At 70.9% G+C, this 17,748-nt stretch carries 10 protein-coding genes; 4 read left to right on the forward strand and 6 right to left on the reverse strand.

Annotated elements, in window-relative coordinates; genetic code table 11:
• Nucleotides 1-92 precede the first annotated feature (92 nt).
• A complete protein-coding gene (locus tag JIG36_RS31465) occupies nucleotides 93-5,585 on the reverse strand; it encodes an NACHT domain-containing protein (protein ID WP_203380035.1) in 5,493 nt (1,830 codons plus the stop codon).
• Nucleotides 5,586-5,666: 81 nt separating this feature from the next.
• Between JIG36_RS31465 and JIG36_RS31470 the strand changes: the two genes are divergently transcribed.
• Nucleotides 5,667-6,203 (forward strand): GNAT family N-acetyltransferase, encoded by a 537-nt coding sequence (locus JIG36_RS31470; protein ID WP_203380036.1) that lies wholly within the window; start codon nucleotides 5,667-5,669, stop codon nucleotides 6,201-6,203.
• On the opposite strand, the gene JIG36_RS31475 is transcribed toward JIG36_RS31470, so the two are convergent.
• Complete coding sequence (locus JIG36_RS31475; protein WP_203380037.1) at nucleotides 6,193-7,632, reverse strand: NAD-dependent succinate-semialdehyde dehydrogenase; 1,440 nt, start codon at nucleotides 7,630-7,632, stop codon at nucleotides 6,193-6,195. The two genes, JIG36_RS31470 and JIG36_RS31475, sit on opposite strands and share 11 nt — an antisense overlap.
• 209 nt (nucleotides 7,633-7,841) lie before the next feature.
• Entirely contained in the window at nucleotides 7,842-8,087 is a 246-nt protein-coding gene (locus JIG36_RS31480) for a hypothetical protein (protein WP_203380038.1), read from the reverse strand.
• 157 nt (nucleotides 8,088-8,244) lie between these two features.
• Here JIG36_RS31480 and JIG36_RS54295 point away from each other — a divergent pair, with 157 nt between their 5' ends.
• On the forward strand, nucleotides 8,245-9,132 hold the full coding sequence (locus JIG36_RS54295) for an NAD(P)-dependent oxidoreductase (RefSeq protein ID WP_307873003.1): 888 nt from the start codon (nucleotides 8,245-8,247) through the stop codon (nucleotides 9,130-9,132).
• 207 nt (nucleotides 9,133-9,339) lie between these two features.
• Nucleotides 9,340-9,960 carry an L-threonylcarbamoyladenylate synthase gene (locus JIG36_RS31490; protein WP_203380040.1) on the forward strand — a complete coding sequence of 207 codons (621 nt, stop codon included), beginning with the start codon at nucleotides 9,340-9,342 and terminating at the stop codon, nucleotides 9,958-9,960.
• Between the two features lie 4 nt (nucleotides 9,961-9,964).
• Here the strand turns inward: JIG36_RS31490 and JIG36_RS31495 are convergent, their stop codons facing one another.
• The 3 genes from JIG36_RS31495 to JIG36_RS31505 form a co-directional block, all read right to left on the reverse strand.
• Nucleotides 9,965-11,353, reverse strand: a complete 1,389-nt coding sequence (locus JIG36_RS31495; RefSeq protein ID WP_307872986.1) for a WD40 repeat domain-containing protein — start codon at nucleotides 11,351-11,353, stop codon at nucleotides 9,965-9,967.
• Nucleotides 11,354-11,437: 84 nt separating this feature from the next.
• Nucleotides 11,438-16,279 carry a PDDEXK-like endonuclease domain-containing protein gene (locus tag JIG36_RS31500; protein ID WP_203380042.1) on the reverse strand — a complete coding sequence of 1,614 codons (4,842 nt, stop codon included), beginning with the start codon at nucleotides 16,277-16,279 and terminating at the stop codon, nucleotides 11,438-11,440.
• Nucleotides 16,280-16,321: 42 nt separating this feature from the next.
• Nucleotides 16,322-17,332 (reverse strand): oxidoreductase, encoded by a 1,011-nt coding sequence (locus JIG36_RS31505; RefSeq protein WP_203380043.1) that lies wholly within the window; start codon nucleotides 17,330-17,332, stop codon nucleotides 16,322-16,324.
• A gap of 59 nt (nucleotides 17,333-17,391) precedes the next feature.
• On the opposite strand from JIG36_RS31505, the gene JIG36_RS31510 reads away from it, so the two are divergent.
• Nucleotides 17,392-17,736, forward strand: coding sequence for a MerR family transcriptional regulator (locus tag JIG36_RS31510; RefSeq protein WP_203380044.1), 345 nt, complete (start codon nucleotides 17,392-17,394; stop codon nucleotides 17,734-17,736).
• Nucleotides 17,737-17,748 lie beyond the last annotated feature (12 nt).

The following is a 17,748-nucleotide window of genomic DNA, read 5'->3' on the forward strand; positions in this document are numbered from 1 at the left end:
AGCCTACCGACGTCGATCCTCCGGCCACCACGCAATTACGAGGTGTCGCGGCCATCGCGCCGGACACGTAGTCGGATTCGGTCGGCCAGCGTTCAGCCGCTGACCTCGGCGATGGAGCGCTCGAGCCGGCGACGTTCGCGGTCTGTCATGTCCATAGTCCGGAGAGCACGCAACGCGTCCAGAGCCGGGCGGCGAAGTGTGTCCGAAAGGGAGGCGAGCGCTTCCGCCGCCCAGCGCCGGTGGTCCATGTGAGCGCTGTCCGCAGACAGGACGTCCCTGAGGTCGGCAATGACCTCCTCGGCGCGAGTGGGATCCAGACGGCCGATGAAGGCGACGGCCTGGTAGCGCAAGGCGGGTTGCACGTCCTCCGCGCGGGAAAGCTCGGCAACGATCGCGCGGGCACAATCCTGACTGTCGGAATCGTCATGATCGGCGAGCGCCTCCGCCACAACAAATCGGACGTAGGGAGTGACATGGGGCTCACTGACAAAACGACGCAGGGAGGCGGCCGCCCGATCGCGCGTGGGTCCGGCATATTCCATCACCACAAGCGCGGCTTCGATCCGGTACGGCCCGTTGCCCGGCAGATGGATGAGGTGTTCCCGGACGACCTCGTCGTACGGACCTGGACGGCCGGCAAGGTAGCGGCCGGCCTTCACGCGCAGATGTCCGGGCGCATCGAGGTCGGTCAGAATTCCTACGAGCACGTTCTGGCCGGAGGTGGCTGCCTCGCCGAAACCGAGCAGCGCGCGGGCTGCTTCGAGGCGTGCGGTCAGCGGCCCAGCTGTCGCAAGGCCGGTCAGCGCCGCGGCGGCGTCCGCAACCGTGGCCGGGACGACATCAGCCAGAGCTTCGTGCAGCCAGACGGCGTCGTGTGGGGAGGGTACGGATGCCAGTCGCTGCCGTGTGACACGAGCGAGAGTCGCGCGATGCTGTATTGCTCCCGCCGCGAGCACCGCCGCTGCCTTGGCGCCGATCGGCCGACGGATATGCGGGTCAAGAATCAGGTCGCACAGTGCACGGACGGCAGCCTGGTCGGTCGTGTCCATCCCTACGATGGTCTGGGCGATCCGGAGCCGATCGGACGCCCGAGCGGTCGTCAGTAAAGACCGGAGTTTCGCGAACAGGTCCGCCGCATCACCGGGTCGGATCTCCGCAAGATTGCGAGCGGCCGCGCAACGGGTCGCCACGTCGGCCTCCGGACGGTCGATCTCCAGTTTCAGCAGCGGAACCAGGAAACGTCGAGCGGCCGGACCGCCGCTTCCTACAAGCAAGGCTCGGGCGCGGGATCGTCGTATGACGGGCTCCGCGGCGTCTCCGGCAACGGAGCGGAGAAACGCGCCCGCGGCCGGGCGTTCCGTGAGGTATTCGCGGTAGAGCTCGGCGGCAGCCGACATCGGATCGATCGCGGGCCAAGTCGCTCCGGCGAGACCGCCATCCATGGCCTTGCGCAGGAGTTCGACAGCGTAGGACCGATCAGAGAAGTCGTACTTCGAAAGACGGACTACCACCTCGAACCGCTGATCAGGCAGAAGGCCGGGCGCGGCAACCCATTCCCGCAGCTTCGCCGCTATTGACGACCGCTGTGCCACCGGCACGGCCCGGGCCACCCACTCCCGCCGCAGCATTTCCGTCCAGCCGGCCGGCGTCGACGGCAGACGATCGAGGTCGGCCGGGATCGAACCGGACGGCGGCTCGGCCAGGTGTCCAGCAATCCGATAGATGTCGGTGTATTGGGAGCCGTCAACAACGGCCGCTGCCCACTGGGCGCTGGTGATCATCCGGTCTGGACATAACCTGGCCATTAGTCTGGTCAGCTCGACCACGTCGTCTGGATCGAACAGGTCCAGGCACTCCGTGGCGATGGCGGAGATCGTTTCAACAAGATCGGACCGGCCATGGGGCGGAATCATCCGAACCAACGCGTCGACAATGCGGCAGCGCTCGGCGAGAGTGGCGTACGGCGTCGCCTGGAGCGCTGTCAGCCCCGCGATTGCCTCGGCGAAATGCTCCTCGGAGTCGGCGACGATCTGCCACGCGGCGGAACGCACACTGATTGCCAGGTACGGGCTTCGGGCGATCATGCGCATTTCGGCCAAGGCGGATGGTGCCTGCTCACGCGACCGATCAAGGAGAGCCGACAGCAACGAGACCCGAACCGAAGGCGGCAGGGTCTCGTTGTCGCGTAGTGCGCCGAGCCGGGACATCGCCGTCTCCGTCCCGCCCTTCACCCGGTTCGGCAGGTTGTTGACGGCGTTCAGACTGCTTGCGGCACTCAGGGTGTCGTCATCCGCGAATGAGACGAGCGCATCAGAGACTTCCGGTCCCTGCACACCGCTGAACCACAGGGACCGGGCCGCGATCATGCGCCGAGCCTCCGGCAGGCGCTGATTTCTGACGACTTCGACGACACCGCTGACCAGCGGAGCGGCATGAAGGTGACGTCCGCGCACACTGCCGAAGAACCTGTCGGCGAACCACGGTTCCGCCTCCGAAGCCGTGGCGATGAGCTGATCGGCGAGGCCCGCCAGTTCGGGAACAACGACGGCCAGCAAGTCGAGTTGGCCGACCGCATCGGGGTGGTCCACCTGTTGATCGACAAGGAGGTCGCAGAAGGGTGCGACCACGGCATCGGCATCGTCCGGGTGCAGGAGTTGGATACTTTCGCGAATCCGGTAAGCGGTCCAATACGGCAGAGGTGGTTCCATGATTTCGTCGACGGCTCGTCGCACCTCGGTCCGGAACCGGGGATCCAACCGAGCCAACGACAAAGCCAGGCCGACCCGGGCCGTGCGCGGCAAAGCTCTGTCCTCGGCCCGGGTGGACAGCAGCTGCACCAGCTTGCCGCGAAACTCCGGCTCCGAATCCCGTGCATACACAGTCATCGGCATCGCGTCGTCTGTGTCCGTCCATGATTGCTGAACGACGTCGACGACCACTTCGACCGCCGCGTCGCCGGCCTCGTCACCAAGGCCGGCGAGAAAGATCGCCATCTGGTGGCGGTCCCAGATCTCGAGCAGAGGGCTGGCGCTGCGCCGGAGAAGAGCGGCGACAAGCCGTTTCCGATTCTCGCCACTCAGCGACTCCAGCACCCTGAACGCATCGGTTTCGTGGGCGATCTGCATCGGGTCGAGGAAAACTTCCCACACCCGCGCCGCCATTTCGTCCGCCGTCTCCGGCGCGATCGCGATCACTGTCTCGGCGACATTGGCGATCAGGTCTGGGTTGTAGCGGGGTACGCCAAGCATTGACTGAAGGCGCTCGAGTGCCTCGGACCGGAAGCTGCCGTCGGCTCTGACCAGGGCCTCACTCGCTTGCCGTCGTACCCGGTAATCGGCGTGATGATCTCGCATGAATCGAGTCAGATACTCCGTCGCGTCGCTCCGCGGCTCTCCGTCGAACTCCATGAGGGCGACACCGACATCGACCCCGTCGGACTCGTCGACAGCCGGATCTCGCAGGACTGCTCGGAGACTCGACAGGGCATGGTCGCTGCGCCCACCGGCGATCTGATGGAGGGCCTTCGCCGCCTCGAGCCGGTGGCGCATCATCGTCGCGGAGCTGAGGACGGATCGGATCCGTTCAATCATCTCCGGACGCAGACGGGCACTACGTTCCGCAGCAACGTGTGCCAGGGCGACTTCCTGAAATGGATAGCCTGTGGCCAGATACAACTGGTCCCGCAGCCATCCGAGAAGCTGGGTGTCGGCGGGAAACCTGCGGAGCAGCGACACCGCTCGCGGACTTCCGTGCTGCCGATTGAGGGCAAGTTCTGCGCCGACGGCGTTCAGGCATCCGGCCACCTGTGCGCTGTTAGCCGGAGTGCCCTCGGCCACCAGCTGGACGGCAAGCATGCGGTGCCCGTGGAGTCCGCGGAGCAGCCAGTCGAGCAGCGGTCCCGCCTGATGGCGCCGCGACCAGCCGGCCAGGACCAGTGCCGCATCCTGATCGCGGTGACCGAGCAGGCCGAGCCACCGCTGCCATCGTTGATCGTCGGGTTTGAAGTCCCCGTTCAGCTCCCGTGCGTGCACCCGTGCCGCCAGGTGTTCGGCGAAGCTGAGGTGGATGAAGTCGATGCTTCCGTCGCGCTGCTGCACCAGCCCGGTCGCGATCAGGGCGTCCATCACCCGTTTGGCCCAATCGAGCGGGGGCGGGCTGGCGAGGGGCAGGCTGAGTCGGTGCAAGCGTTCGAGCGCGGCGGGCAGGAGTGGTTTGCGGCTACTGACCCGCGCGATCGCCAGCGTTTCGAGCAGATCTTCAAGATGGTCATAGAGGCCGTGAGCTGTCTTGGCGCCCTCCGGCTCGCTCGACAGTGCCTCGGCCAGTTCGGTGCGGGCGTCCACGCGTCGTCGGTGATTCGTGCGGCGGAGCAGGCTCAAGAAGTTCTCGTACAGGTCGTAGCGGTTGCGCGGCAACGGATCCGCGCCGCCCTCGGTGAAGACGCTGATCGCCATGGTCGCCATCAGCGGTACCGACGTCACCTCCTGGAGTCCCGCGGCGGCGATCTCGTTGAGGAACCGGCCGGCTTCGTCCTCGTCGACCACGTCCTGCTCGTCGGTGAACCACCGCCGCGCGAACTCACGAAGCGCCGCTGCGTCGAAAGGCACGAGCGTGTAGTGGCCGACCGTGATGCTGCCCAGCACACTCGTAGCGTGGCCGGCCAGCGGCCGGGTGGTGATCAACAGCCGGAACGCTGGATCGGGATTCTGGGTCTGCGCGGCGAGCTGATCCAGCAGCGCATCCCGTTCGTCGCCGGGAACCTCGTCGAGCCCGTCGATCACGACCAGCCAAGGCACGCCGTCGACGGGACCTTCCAGAAGTTCGTATGGAACCTCGAGCCGAGCCACCGCGCCGAGCTCGGCGCGAGCAGCGTTGGCGATCGCCTCCGGCCACCGCAGACCGATGTGGCCGGCCAAGCCCCGAGCCGAAATCAGCAGCGGCAACAGCGGCTGCGACCCGGTGCCGGCCGGTGCCGGGTCACCTTTGAGCCAGGCCGCCGCAAGTTCGCGGCAGATCTGCCGCGCGGTCGTCGACTTGCCGGTTCCGGGGCCGCCCTCGATGAGCAGGTGGCGATGCAGCTCGAACGCCTTCGCGAACGGTTGCCGGGACGGAATCGTCAACGGCTCGTGGTCGAACGGCAGAAAGAGCCGCTTTCGCTCCTCCTTGCGGTCACGCATGGTCCGCGGGCGGGGCTGCTCGACCCGCTGCCGCACATAGACCGTGGAGACAGCGGTCCGCCGATCTCCTAGCAGCGGGTTGGGCAGGGTGTCGGCGGCGCCATGGATCGCCGTCAGCAACTGCCGGACTTCTTCACTGAGCGGCCTCGGGCCCCATGCGGTCTGATGGGTGATCCGGTGGGCGGCCCGTCCGCCCGGGCGTTTGGCCGGCTGGCGGGTCTGCGCGATCGCAAGCACCGCCACGGTCAGGCTCACCAGCCCGATGAACATCCCGACCACGCTGGCCAGCTGATCGGCCTGGTCCAGCCCCAGATGCCACAGGTAGACGACCAGGCCTCCGAGCCCGGCCGAGGCCACCACGAACGCGGCAAAGATCGTCCAGCGATTCCCGGCCCACCGCCAACGCATGGGGACATTGTCGCAAGCGATTGCACACGGTCACATATCGACATCACAGAGTATCGTTACGGCCCTGCAAGAATGACGGGCATGTCTCTGAGCAGCCGGTTGGCCACGCGCGACGATGTGGGGGCTCTGCGGGAGCTGATGGAGCGGGCCATCGCGGAGCTGCAGAAGGGGTTTCTCGACGACGAGCAGGTCCGCAGCAGCGCGGCCATCATGGGGCTCGACACGCAGCTCATCGACGACGGCACGTATTTCGTGATCGAGTCGGAGGGGCGGCTGGCCGGCTGCGGCGGGTGGAGCCGGCGGGCGACGCTCTACGGCGGTGACCACTTCGCGAGCCGGGACGCCGCACTGCTCGATCCGGCGAAAGACCCGGCCAAGGTACGGGCGATGTACACGCACCCGGAGTTCACGCGGCGCGGGGTCGGGCGGCTCATCCTGGGGCTGTGTGAGCGGGCGGCCGCCGCCGAGGGCTTCACGCGGCTCGAGCTGATGGCGACCCTGGCCGGCGAGCCGCTCTATCGCGCGTACGGGTTCGCCGAGGTGGACCGGACCGAGGACGCCCGTGGGGGCGCCCCCGTCCCGATCGTGCGGATGCGCAAGGACATCATCACCAGTTGACGGCGATGTACTTCGACTCGAGGTACTCCAGCAGGCCCTCGTGCCCGCCCTCGCGGCCGATGCCGCTCTGCTTCACGCCGCCGAACGGCGCCGCCGGGTCGCTGACCAGGCCCCGGTTGAGGCCGACCATGCCGGCCTCGATGGCTTCGCTGACCCGCAGTCCGCGGGCCAGGTCGGTGGTGTAGACGTACGCGACCAGGCCGAACTCGGTGTCGTTGGCGAGCCGGACGGCCTCCTCCTCGCTGCTGAACGTCACGATGGGCGCGACCGGCCCGAAGATCTCCTCGCGCAGGATCGGCGAGTCGGGGGCGACCCCGGTCAGCACCGTCGGCGGGTAGTAGAAGCCGGGCCCCTCGGGGCGGCGGCCACCGGTCTCGGCCTTGGCGCCGGCCTCGATCGCGCCCTTCACCAGTTCGTCGACCTTGCCGACGGTGTCCTCGTTGACGAGCGGGCCGACCTGCGTGCCCTCGGCCGTGCCGGGGCCGACCTTAAGGGCGGCCATACGCGAGGCGAGGCGCTGCGAGAAGTCGGCGGCGATCGACGACTCGACGTAGAAGCGGTTGGCCGCGGTGCACGCCTCGCCACCGTTGCGCATCTTGGCGATCATCGCGCCCTCGATGGCGGCGTCGAGGTCGGCGTCGGCGAAGACCACGAACGGCGCGTTGCCGCCGAGCTCCATCGACGTGTTGACCACGTTGTCGGCGGCCTGGGCGAGCAGGATGCGGCCGACCTCGGTGGAGCCGGTGAAGGAGAGTTTCCGTACGCGGGAATCGTGCAGCATCCGCGAGACGACCTTGCCCGAGCTCCGCGACGGCAGCACGTTGACGACACCCGAGGGGACACCGGCCTCGGCCAGGATCGCCGCCATGGCCAGTGCGGTGAGCGGGGTGTCGCTGGCCGGTTTGAGGACGACGGTGCAGCCGGCCGCCAGCGCCGGACCGATCTTGCGGGTGGCCATGGCGGCCGGGAAGTTCCACGGCGTGACCAGCACACACACGCCGACCGGCTGCCGGGTGACCAGGATGCGGTTGGCGCCGGAGGGGGCGGTGGCGAGGGTGCCCTCGCCGCGCACCGCCTCCTCGGCGAACCACCGGAAGAACTCGGCCGCGTACGTGACCTCGCCCTTCGCATCCACCAGGGCCTTGCCGTTCTCGAGACTGATCATCTTGGCGAGCTCGTCGGCCCGCTCGGTCATCAGCTCCCAGGCCCGGCGGAGCACCTCACCGCGGACGCGCGGAGCCGTGGCCGCCCAGCCCGCACCCGCCTCGGCCGCCGCGTCCACCGCCGCGATGGCGTCGCTCTCGCCCCCGTCCGCGACCGACGCGATCACCTCGCCGGTCGCCGGGTCCAGCACGTCGAAACGGTTCCCGGAGGAGGCGGGAACCCACTTGCCGCCGATGAAGAGTTCAGTTTCCACAACCCCCAGCATGGTCCGCCGGGCCCGATCCCGCCACGGTTCGCGGGGCTCAACCGACCTTCAGCTGGGCCAGCAGGACGTGGATGTCGGAGTTGACCCGGTACTCGGCGAACCGGCCGTCCTCGATCCGCAGCGTGTCGGTGCCGGTGAAGGCGACCGGCGTGCCCGGCTCGGCGGCCGCGCCCGGGAAACCGCCGCCTGGTACCGCTGACGACCCCGGCTCAGGCGGGCGGCGGAGGCGGCAGCTCGGCCGCTTCGGCCATGCGCGTGATGGCGACCGCCGCGCGGATGAACGGGTTGGCGGCCAGGTCGGCGATCGTGTTGATGCCGAAGACCAGGCTCAGGCCCTGGGCCTCCTCCTCGCTGACCCCGGAGAGGGCGGAGACGGGGGCGTTGACCAGGTCGGTGAGCGGGAGGTCACGGAAGGGCTCGTCGAGCAGGTCGTCGAGGTTCACGGACACGGGCATGGGCTGGGCCTCCGGTGCAGTCGATCCGCCGACGCCCGCAGCATGACACAGTCCACAGTGGCCTCCGAGCCCCGTTTCGGATGGCGCGAAGCCACGAGCGCGAAGCCACGCCGCGGGCCACGAACGCGGGGCCACGAGCGCGGGCCACGACCGGCGAATTGGCTCGCGTGCCCGGCGGCGGCGCGAATCTACGGTGAGCGGCATGACCGTAGGGTTTCTCGGGCTTGGCGTGATGGGGACGCCGATGGCCACCAACCTCGCCAAGGGCGGCACCGACCTGGTCGTGTGGAGCCGCACCGACCGTGGGGACACTCCGCCCGGCGCGTTCCGCGCGGCGAGCCCGGCCGAGGTGTTCGAGCGGGCCGACATCGTGTTTCTGATGCTGGCCACCGAGGCCGCGATCGACGAAGTGCTCGACGGCGTCGACACGTCGTCGGCGTTGGTGGTGCACATGGGCACGACCAGCCCGGAGTTCTCGGCCCGGCTGGGCGCGCGGGTGAAGGGCGGCTATGTCGAGGCGCCGGTCTCGGGCTCGCGTGGGCCGGCCGAAGCGGGTGAGCTGGTGGCGATGGTGGCCGGCGATCCGGCGGCAAAGCAGCGGCTCGGCGGGCTGCTGGGCCTGATGTGCCGGCAGGTGGTCGACTGCGGGCCGGTTCCGGGGGCGCTGCTCATGAAGCTGGCGGTCAACACGTTCCTGATCAGCATGGTCACCGGGCTGGCCGAGGCGTTCCACTTCGCCGACGCGTACGGGCTGGATCGCGGCCTGCTGCGGCAGGTGCTCGACGCCGGGCCGATGGCCAGCGCCGTCTCGCGCGGCAAGGCGGGCAAGCTGGTCGAGGCCGACTTCGCGGTGCAGGCGTCGATCCGGGACGTGCTCAAGAACAACGAGCTGATCGTCGCCGCCGCGCGCCACCGTGACGTCGCCTCCCCGCTGCTCGACGTCTGCCGCGACCTGTACGCCGCGACGGCCGCCCTCGGGCACAGCGAGGCGGACATGGCGGCGGTCATCCACGCCCTGCACGCCGCCCGGCGACCCACGTCGTAGCAAGCGGCCCTCACCCGTACGAGGGAAATCCGGCGCCGTAGCAAAGGACAGCCACCCGCCGTACGAGGGAAGCCGCGTCGTGGCAAGGGAAGACCCGGTGACCGGTCTCTGAAGGCGGGCAGCCACCCGCCGTACGGGAAAGGGAAGTGAGCACCGGGGCGCGGCGAGTCGATCACGAGCTCGGGCGGAGTTCACTAGGCTTTGCGGGTGGCGAAGTATTTCGACGTGCACCCGGACAATCCGCAGGCTCGCTCGATCCGGCAGGTGGTCGAGATCGTCCGGGGTGACGGGCTGATCGCCTACCCGACGGACTCGTGCTTCGCGCTCGGCTGCCGGATGGGCAACAAGGAGGGCCTGGACCGCATCCGCGAGATCCGCCACCTCGACGACCGGCACCACTTCACGCTGATGTGCCGCGACTTCGCCCAGCTGGGGCAGTTCGTGCAGATCAACAACGCGTCGTTCCGGCTGGTCAAGGCGTCGACCCCGGGCCCGTACACGTTCATCCTGCCCGCCACCAAGGAGGTTCCGCGCCGCCTGCTGCACCCGAAGAAGAAGACGGTCGGCGCGCGCATCCCCGACCACGTGGTGGCGCAGGCGATCCTCGAGGAGCTGGGCGAGCCGCTGGTGTCGAGCACGCTGCTGCTGCCGGGGCAGGAGGAGCCGATGACGATGGGCTGGGAGATCAAGGAGGCCCTGGACCACGTCGTCGACGCCGTCGTCGACTCGGGTGAGGGCAGCGTGGAACCGACAACCGTGGTCGACCTGTCGGAGGGCGAACCCGAGGTCCTGCGGGTCGGCGCGGGCGATCCGTCCCGGTTCGAATAAAAACTCAGGAGGAGAGCGCTCCATCGGCGCCCAGCGCGAGGATCACCAGCTCACCGCGGTGGTCCGTCGCGGTCAGGCGCTGCTCGTCGAGGCGTTGCAGCGCGGCGATGCCGGCACCAAACTCGCCGGCCAGGGTGGGACCGACCGGCGGCCCGGTCCAGTCGACGGTCCACGAGTAGAGCCGGAACTCGTACGACGCGGCCACCACCACCGTTGTCTCGGGCGTGCCGAGCAGCGCCACCGTACGAACCGGTTCGGGGGCCCGCAGGGTGATGCCGCGTTCCACCTCGTACGCGCTGGCGTCGAGCCGGGCCACGCGGACGGCCTGGTGTGCGGCCGAGACGACGACCCGGTCGGCCAGGGAGTCGATCGCGCCGACGCGCAGGTCGTGCTCGACGACGACCGTGCGGTCCTCCGGCGGGCCGGCCGTCACGACGCGGCCCTCGGCGGCCAGCACACCGCCCCGGAACGGCCGGGTCGGCGCGGGCAGGGCGGGCAGCGACAGGCCGGGCGTGAGCGGGGTGCCCGAGGTGGCGTCGAGCAGGTAGGGCCGGGTGGCGAAGGTGGCGGTGGCCAGCACCGGCCCGCCGACGGCGAGCGACCGGGTGCGGATCGTCGGGTCGGTCAGCCGCCACACGGGCCGGCTCGCCGAGTCGATCGCGAAGACGGTTCCGTCGTACGCCCCGGCCAGCACATGCCGTCCGTCGGTCGACCAGGTGACCGACCGTAGGGCCGCGTCGCCCGCCCGGACGGTGCGGATCGGGTCGAGGTGGGCGTTGCGCAGTTCGATCGCGCCGTCGCGCCGGGCCAGGGCGAGCGTCGTCGCGTCGGGCGACCAGGCGCACGCCTCCACGGCGGGGGCGGCCCGGCCGGCCAGGGGCGTGCGGTCCTGGGCCAGGTCGCGGACGGCCACGAAGCCGTTGGCGCCGACCGTGGCCACCAGCCCGGCCGAGCTCACGTCGAGGCGTACGCAATCGTCGATCTCGCCCAGGTAGGCCTCGGCGAAGGCCCGCCACACCGCGGCCCGGCCGTCGGCGAGCTGGCAGAGCAGGTGCTGCCCGTCGGGCATCCAGGAGACGCCGGTGACCGCGGCCGGGTGACCACCGAGGATTTTCATGAGGTGCGGCGGACGGTCGTCGACGACCCGCCACACCGCCGCCGTGCCGTCGGCCGACCCGGTGGCGAGCAGATCGGACGCGCCCGGGTTCCAGGACGCGGCGAGCACCGCCGAGCGATGGGCAAATTCGGTCATGGTGACCGGGCGGCCGGGATCGCTGGTCTCCAGGACGGTCACCGTGCCGGCTTGGGTCCCGCTGGCCAGCCGACGTCCGTCAGCGCGGAAGGCAACGCAGCTGACCGGCGCGGCCGGCGCCGAAGGGGTCCCGGATGTCACGCGACATATGCTGGACATCCGAGCGCAACGAGTCAATACCGTAACCGGTCCTAAACGGTCCGTCAGCCTCTTCTTCAGGTTCCTTCAGGGGACGAGCCGCAGGCCGAGCGAGTCTACCCGGCGGTAGGGTCGGGGCCCCGCGGTGGGCAGGTCTCCGGCCGCCTTCGTGATCGCCTCCCGCAACCGGGCCTCCTCCCCCGCGCGGTCGCGGTGCCACGCCGCGCTCCACACGCGGTGCAGGCGCCAGCCGAGTCCGGTGAGGACTTCGGACGTGAGCCGGTCACGGTCGCGGGCGGAACTGATCGAGCCGTACCGCGGTCCGTCGCACTCGATGCCCAGAACGAACCCACCCGCCGGGGTGGGGTGCCGCACGCCGACGTCGATGCGGTAGCCGTCCAGCCCGATGTCCGCCTTCGCGCGGTAACCCCAGCCGCGTACGGTCTCCAGCACCGAGGCGACGAGCGGGTCCGCGGCCGGGTCCCGCACCGGCAGCGCCGCCGCGCCGCGCTCGGCGTAGTCCAGGTAGGCGGCGAGATGCCGTACGCCCTCGTTGGCCGACTCCGGGATGTCGCGGGACCGCACCGACGAGATGATCTCGACGCGGCGCCGGGCCCGGGTGATCGCCACGTTGAGCCGGCGCCACCCGTTGGGCTGGTTGAGGGCGCCAAAGTGGGTGCTGATCCGGTCGTTCTCGTCGCGGCCGTACCCGATCGAGAAGATCATCACGTCGCGTTCGTCGCCCTGCACCGATTCCAGGCTCTTGACGAAGAAGCCGGAGAGCCGGTCGCCGTCGAGCAGCCGGTCCAGGCCCGGGTGACGGGTGGCGGCGCGTTCCAGGGCGGCCTCGATCGCCTCGGCCTGCGCCACCGAGAACGTCACCACGCCCAGCGACAGGTCGGGCCGGGTGGTCAGGCACGCGACCACCCGTTCGGCGACCATCTCGGCCTCGGCCGGGTTGTCGCGGGTGCTGCCCCGGCGGTAGACGCCCCGGGACGGGATGAACTCGACACCCGTCTCAGGGTCGGCGTTCGCACCGGGGAACGTCCGCAGCCGGCCGTCGTAGAACCGGTTGTTGGCGAACGCGATCAACGCCTCGTGGCGGCTGCGGTAGTGCCAGCCGAGCCCGTGGCCGGGGAAGGCGCCACAGCCCTTGGCCAGCTCCAGGATGGACTGGAAGTCGTTCACGTCGCTGCCGTCGCTGTCGTCGTCGGAGTCGGCGCGGGTGAAGAACGAGGTGGGCGGCAGCTGCCGGTCGTCGCCGGCCGCGATCACCGCGTCGGCCCGGTACAGGCAGTTGATCGCGTCGGCCGGGGCGATCTGCGACGCCTCGTCAAAGACGACCACGTCGAACGTCAGGTCGGCCGGCAGGAACTGGCTCACGGCGAGCGGCGACATCAGGAAGCAGGGCTTGCCGGCCTGCACGGTCGTGCGGGTGCGGGCGATCAGATCCCGTACGGCCAGATGCCGTGTCTCCTTCATACCCTCGCGCCGGAGCAGGGTCACTTCGGCCGGCACGCGCCCGGCGGCCCGGCGCTGCTCGGCGGCGGCGACGATCGTGGCCGGCGCCTCCCCGGCCAGCGCCGCGTCGAGCGTACGGAACTCGGAGACCAGCCGGTCGCGTTCCGCCCCGCCGATCGGGTGCAGGCGCGCGTCGTCCCGGATCACCGCGTCGGCCCACGCCGCCAGCAGCGCCCGGTGCAGGGCGGGCCGGATCAGGTCGGCCGGCACCCGCCGCTCGACGCAGAACCGGATCGTCTCCGGGGTGAGCACCCGCCGGGCCCGGTCGTAGGCAAGCCACTGCTGCTGCCCGTCCGGGTCGTCGGCCAGCGCGGACAGCAGCGCCCCGTCGTAGTCGTCGAGTTCGGCCTCGATCTGCGCGCGACGGCCGGGCGCGAACGCGGTCACGACCGTGTCGCGGGCGTCCTCCCAGGCCCCGAACCGTTCGGCCAGAACCGCGGCCCCGCCGTCCGAGCGCAGCGCGGCCGCCTGTTCCCCGGTGAGCGGCCGGTCCACGCCCGAGGTGAGCCGGCGGGCCGCGTTCGTCCACGTGACCGCCTCGTCCAGGTGGTCGTCGTGGACGGCCGCCTCCCCCAGCGTGGCCGTGGCGGCGGCGGTGTCGTCGGCCAGGATCCGTTCCTCGTCGGCGGCCGCGCGGCGCAGACGGGCCAGGTGCCGCGCCTCACCCAGGCCGGGGTCGCGGCCGAGCACCCGGGCGAAGGCCTGCAGGGCGGTCGACACCTCGGTCAACGGCCCGATCCGGGCGCGACGGCGTTCGCACGCGTCCTGCGGCGTGTCGGCGGCCGATTCCCGTACGGCGAGAGCGCGCACCCGGACCGCCAGGCGCGCCAACTCCGGGTCGGGGGCGGGGCGGCAGATCTGGTCGGCCACGGCCGGCAACGCTCCCGGCGGGCTGAGCCGCACCAGTTCACCCGCCAGCTCCAAGGCCTGGTGCAGCGCCGCGCCGCCCCGCCAGAACCGGCCCAGTAGCGGCGCGTACTGGTGCTCGGCCGCGATCTGCTCGCGCCGCGCCCGCTGCCAGGCCACAGCGGCGCCGATGTGAGCAACAGCCTCGGCCGGCGGAACCGAGGGCAGCGCGTACGCGGCGACGGCGTCCCAGTCCCGCCGGTACGCGCCGAGCAGCTTGCGTACCCCGCGGTGCTCGTGGGCCAGCCGCTCGGCCAGCTGTTCCACCGGCTGGTCGACGATCGCCGGGTGGAACCAGCGGCGGCACTCGGCCTCGGCTGCGGCCACCGCCTCGGCGCAGTGGCGCTGGGCGGCCGCCGCCACCGAGACACCGGGCAGCACACCCGGCCCGAACCAGAACGGCTCCGGCCGACCGGCCCGCGACGCGAGTTCGGCCAGAGCGGCGAACCGATTCAGGTCGGCGAAGGTCTCGACGGCCGGCAGCCCGAGCCGCGCGGCCATCGGCGCGACCGCCAGATGCAGTTCCTCGAGCGCGTCGGCCTCGGCGGCGAGCCGGCGGGCCGTCTCCTCGGCCGTGGCGGCGGTCAGATCGCCCGGGCCCACCGCGGGCGGGTCGGCCTCGGGCAGCTGGTGCCATTCGACGCCGGCCGCCTCCCGTACCGCGGCCCGGGCCCGGCGCGCCTCCGCCAGTCGCCGGCCCCGCCGCTCGGCCGCCCGCGCGACCGGTTCCAGGCTCGGTGCGGTGAGCCAGGCGTCGTCCACCGCCCGGGGCCGCCGGGCGGCGTGGGTGACCAGCATGGCCAGGTTCCCGGCGCCGGCCGGCCGGGTCGCGCCGAACGCCGCCGCCATCCGCCGGTGCTGTTCCGCCTCGGCGCAGAGCGCGTCCAGCGCCTGCTGGGCCCGCCGGAGCATGTCGCTCAGGGACGCGCGTCCGGTGACGTCACGCCAGGGGAAGGTCGTCGCCGTGGCCGCCGCCCGCCGCCCCTCGGCCAGGTCGTCGGCCGCTTCGAGCACGTCGTGCAGGGCCTGCGGGGTAAGTTCACCCGGTTTCGGCACAGGCGGCGCCTCGGGCACTCCGGTGAGGCGGGCGCATTCGGCGAGCACCTCGTGCAGGCTGCGACCGAGCGGTTCCCGCCGTACGTTCATGGCGACCGCGTAGCCGTCGAGCATCGCGCGGAGTTCCCGCAGCCGGGTGTGGTCGCGCCCGGCTTCGCTCGCCGGTTCCGGGCGGTCGAGCGAGTTGGCGAGCGCGCGGGCGACCTCTTTGCGGGTCGCCTTGTGGCTGTGCAGTTCCAGGAGGTACGCCTCGAGGCCCACGCCCGCGAGGCGGTTGCGGACGACTTCGAGGGCGGCCGCCTTCTCGGAGACGAACAGAACCGTCTTCCCCGCGTGGAGGAGGCAGCCGATCATGTTGGCGATGGTCTGGGACTTGCCTGTGCCGGGTGGGCCGTCGAGGACGAAGCTCTCGCCCCGGAGCGCGGCCTCGATGCAGGCCCGCTGGGTGGCGTCGGCGTCCAGCACCAGCGGGAGATCGTCTGTGCCGGGGAGATCGTCTGTGTACGACTCCCTGCCTTCCCACCCGCCACCCCTCCGCCCACCCGGGGAGAGGTGGGGAGAACTTACCGCCTCCGGGGGCGGCTGAACCGGTTGTCCACAGGCCGGTGGCGTGCCAACTTCTCCGGCATTTTGTGCGCCAACCGCGCCGCGCGAACCGATGCCGACGGCTTCGCTCCGGGAACCCCGTCCACCGGCTTCGCTCCGGGCGTTGGCGACCCCGACCCCGTCCAGCGTCCCGACCTCGCCGGCCAGCGCCCGCACCAGCGGATGCGCCACGATCCGCGACTCGTTGTCGAGCAGATCCCGGTACATGGCCTCCTTGTGGAACGTGAACCGCGACAGCAGCACACTCTCCTCGGCCCGCCAGTCCCGGTTGCTGACCGTCGCCCGCAACGCCTCCAGGTAGTCCCGCACGTCGAGCCCGGCCAGCCCGTCCACCCCGGGCACGGCGATCCCCATCCGGCGCAGCCGCAGCACCAGGGCCGGGTTGACCACCGGGTCCTCGCCCCGCACCCGCAGCCGGGGCACGTCGGCCGGCCCGTGCGCGACCAGCTCGGCCGGCAGCAACAGGATCGGGCTGGTCAGGGCCACCCCGTCCTCGTCGCGCCAGTGCAGCATGCCGATCGCCAGATGCAGGGCGGCCACCCCACGGTCGAGGAAGTCCTGGCGGGACTTGCGCAGCAAGCGGCGCAACTGAGCGCCCAGCGCGACGGCGGGCAGGCCGGTGCGGAACAGGCCACCGGGCTCGGGGCGGGCACCGGCGGGCAGGAACCCGTAGTCACGGTCGCCGCGCAGGGCCGAGACGATGTCGCCGGCGGCCGGCCCGGCGATCTCGAGGGTGCCGGTGGCCGTGGGGCGGAAGTTGAGCAGGCGGTTGCCGGCGTCGAGGTTGACCAGCCCGTCACGCCATGCGCGTACGGCTGCTCTGGGCGTTTCGGCCACCATGGTGACGATTCCACCAAGTCAGGCGGCTTCCGCGCTGGAAAATCAGAAGTATCGCTCCTCGTCCGTTTTGTGATAGGCGTGAATCTTGTCGACCTGACCGGCGCCGGCGTGGGTGACCCAGGCCGGGTTGCCAAGCAGCACCCGGCCCAGCGCGATCGCGTCGTACTCGCCGGCCGCGTGCCGGTCCAGCAGCTCCCGCATCCGGTCGGAGGTGACGAAATCGGGGGTCAGGCCGATCGAGCCGACGGTGATCGAGGGCAGGCCGGTCAGGTGCCGGGCCCAGCCGGCGAGGTTGCGGTCGCTGCCGGCGAAGACCGGCTCCCAGAAGCGGCGCTGGGAGGCGTGCAGCACGTCGGCCCCGGCCGAGCGCAGGCCTTCGAGGATGGTCGCCAGCTCCCCCGGCGTCTCGGCGATGCGGGCGCTGTAGTCGCGCTCCTTGAACTGGGAGAACCGGACGATCAGGGGCATGCACGAGGGGATCTCGGCACGGATCGCGCGGACCACCTCGGCCGGGAAGCCGCGGTGGGCCCGGGACGGGTTGGTCACCGGCCACAGGAACTCGTCGAGCAGATATCCGTGGGCGGCGTGCACCTCGACGGCGTCGAACCCGGCCCGGACGGCGACCCGCGCGGATTCGGCGTACGCGGAAATGATGGTGTCGAAGTCACGGCCGGTCATCGTGGTGGGGGTCCACGAGGCGAGGCCGTCGACCGGCTCGCGTTCGCTGCCGAGGTGCCACAGTTGCGCGGCGATGCGGCCCCCGGCGGCGTGCACCTCGCTCGTGACGTGCCGCCAGCCGGCTTCGGCGGCGCCCGCGGTCAGACGTGGGACGGCCGACTGGTGCCCGGCGCTGGGGTGGTCGACGAGCACGCCCTCGGTGATGATCAGGCCGATGCCGTTCTCGGCCCGCCGGCGGTAGTAGGCGGCGTTCTCCGGCGTCGGGATGCCCCACGGCGAGCGTTCGCGGGTCATCGGTGCCATCACGAACTGGCTGCTCAGCGGGAGTCCGGCGAGAGTAACCGGCTGGATCAGGGCGGCGGTTGCGGCTGTCATACGGCTACGCTAAAACTTCACACCCATGTCAGGGTCAAGGGTTTCCGGGAGGTTTTCCGATGCGGATCGGCGACCTGTCCGCGGCCACCGGGGCGAGCGCCCGGAGCCTGCGGTACTACGAGGAGCAGGGGCTGCTGGCCAGTTCGCGCAGCGGCGGCGGGCAGCGGCACTATCCCGAGACGGCGGTCGAGCGGGTCTCGCTGATCCAGTCGCTGCTGTCGGCCGGGCTGAACAGCGCGACCATTCAGGACGTTCTGCCGTGCATCAACAACGAGGCCATCCGTACGCCGTGGCTGGCCGAGCGCCTTACGTCCGAGCTGGACCGGGTGACCAGGCAGATCGACGACCTCACCCGTACGCGGGAGATCCTGGCCGGATTGGTGGAGCGGTACCGGGTCGATTGAGCACGGGCCCGC

The organism is Paractinoplanes ovalisporus, from assembly GCF_016834655.1.
GTDB lineage: Bacteria > Actinomycetota > Actinomycetes > Mycobacteriales > Micromonosporaceae > Actinoplanes > Actinoplanes ovalisporus.

Bases quoted from the DNA above. Each gene is read 5' to 3' on its own strand.
- JIG36_RS31500 (WP_203380042.1), bottom strand. From the start codon at position 16,279: ATGGTGGCCGAAACGCCCAGAGCAGCCGTACGCGCATGGCGTGACGGG.
- JIG36_RS31465 (WP_203380035.1), bottom strand. From the start codon at position 5,585: ATGCGTTGGCGGTGGGCCGGGAATCGCTGGACGATCTTTGCCGCGTTC.
- JIG36_RS31480 (WP_203380038.1), bottom strand. From the start codon at position 8,087: ATGCCCGTGTCCGTGAACCTCGACGACCTGCTCGACGAGCCCTTCCGT.
- JIG36_RS31510 (WP_203380044.1), top strand. From the start codon at position 17,392: ATGCGGATCGGCGACCTGTCCGCGGCCACCGGGGCGAGCGCCCGGAGC.
- JIG36_RS31505 (WP_203380043.1), bottom strand. From the start codon at position 17,332: ATGACAGCCGCAACCGCCGCCCTGATCCAGCCGGTTACTCTCGCCGGA.
- JIG36_RS31475 (WP_203380037.1), bottom strand. From the start codon at position 7,632: ATGCTGGGGGTTGTGGAAACTGAACTCTTCATCGGCGGCAAGTGGGTT.
- JIG36_RS31470 (WP_203380036.1), top strand. From the start codon at position 5,667: ATGTCTCTGAGCAGCCGGTTGGCCACGCGCGACGATGTGGGGGCTCTG.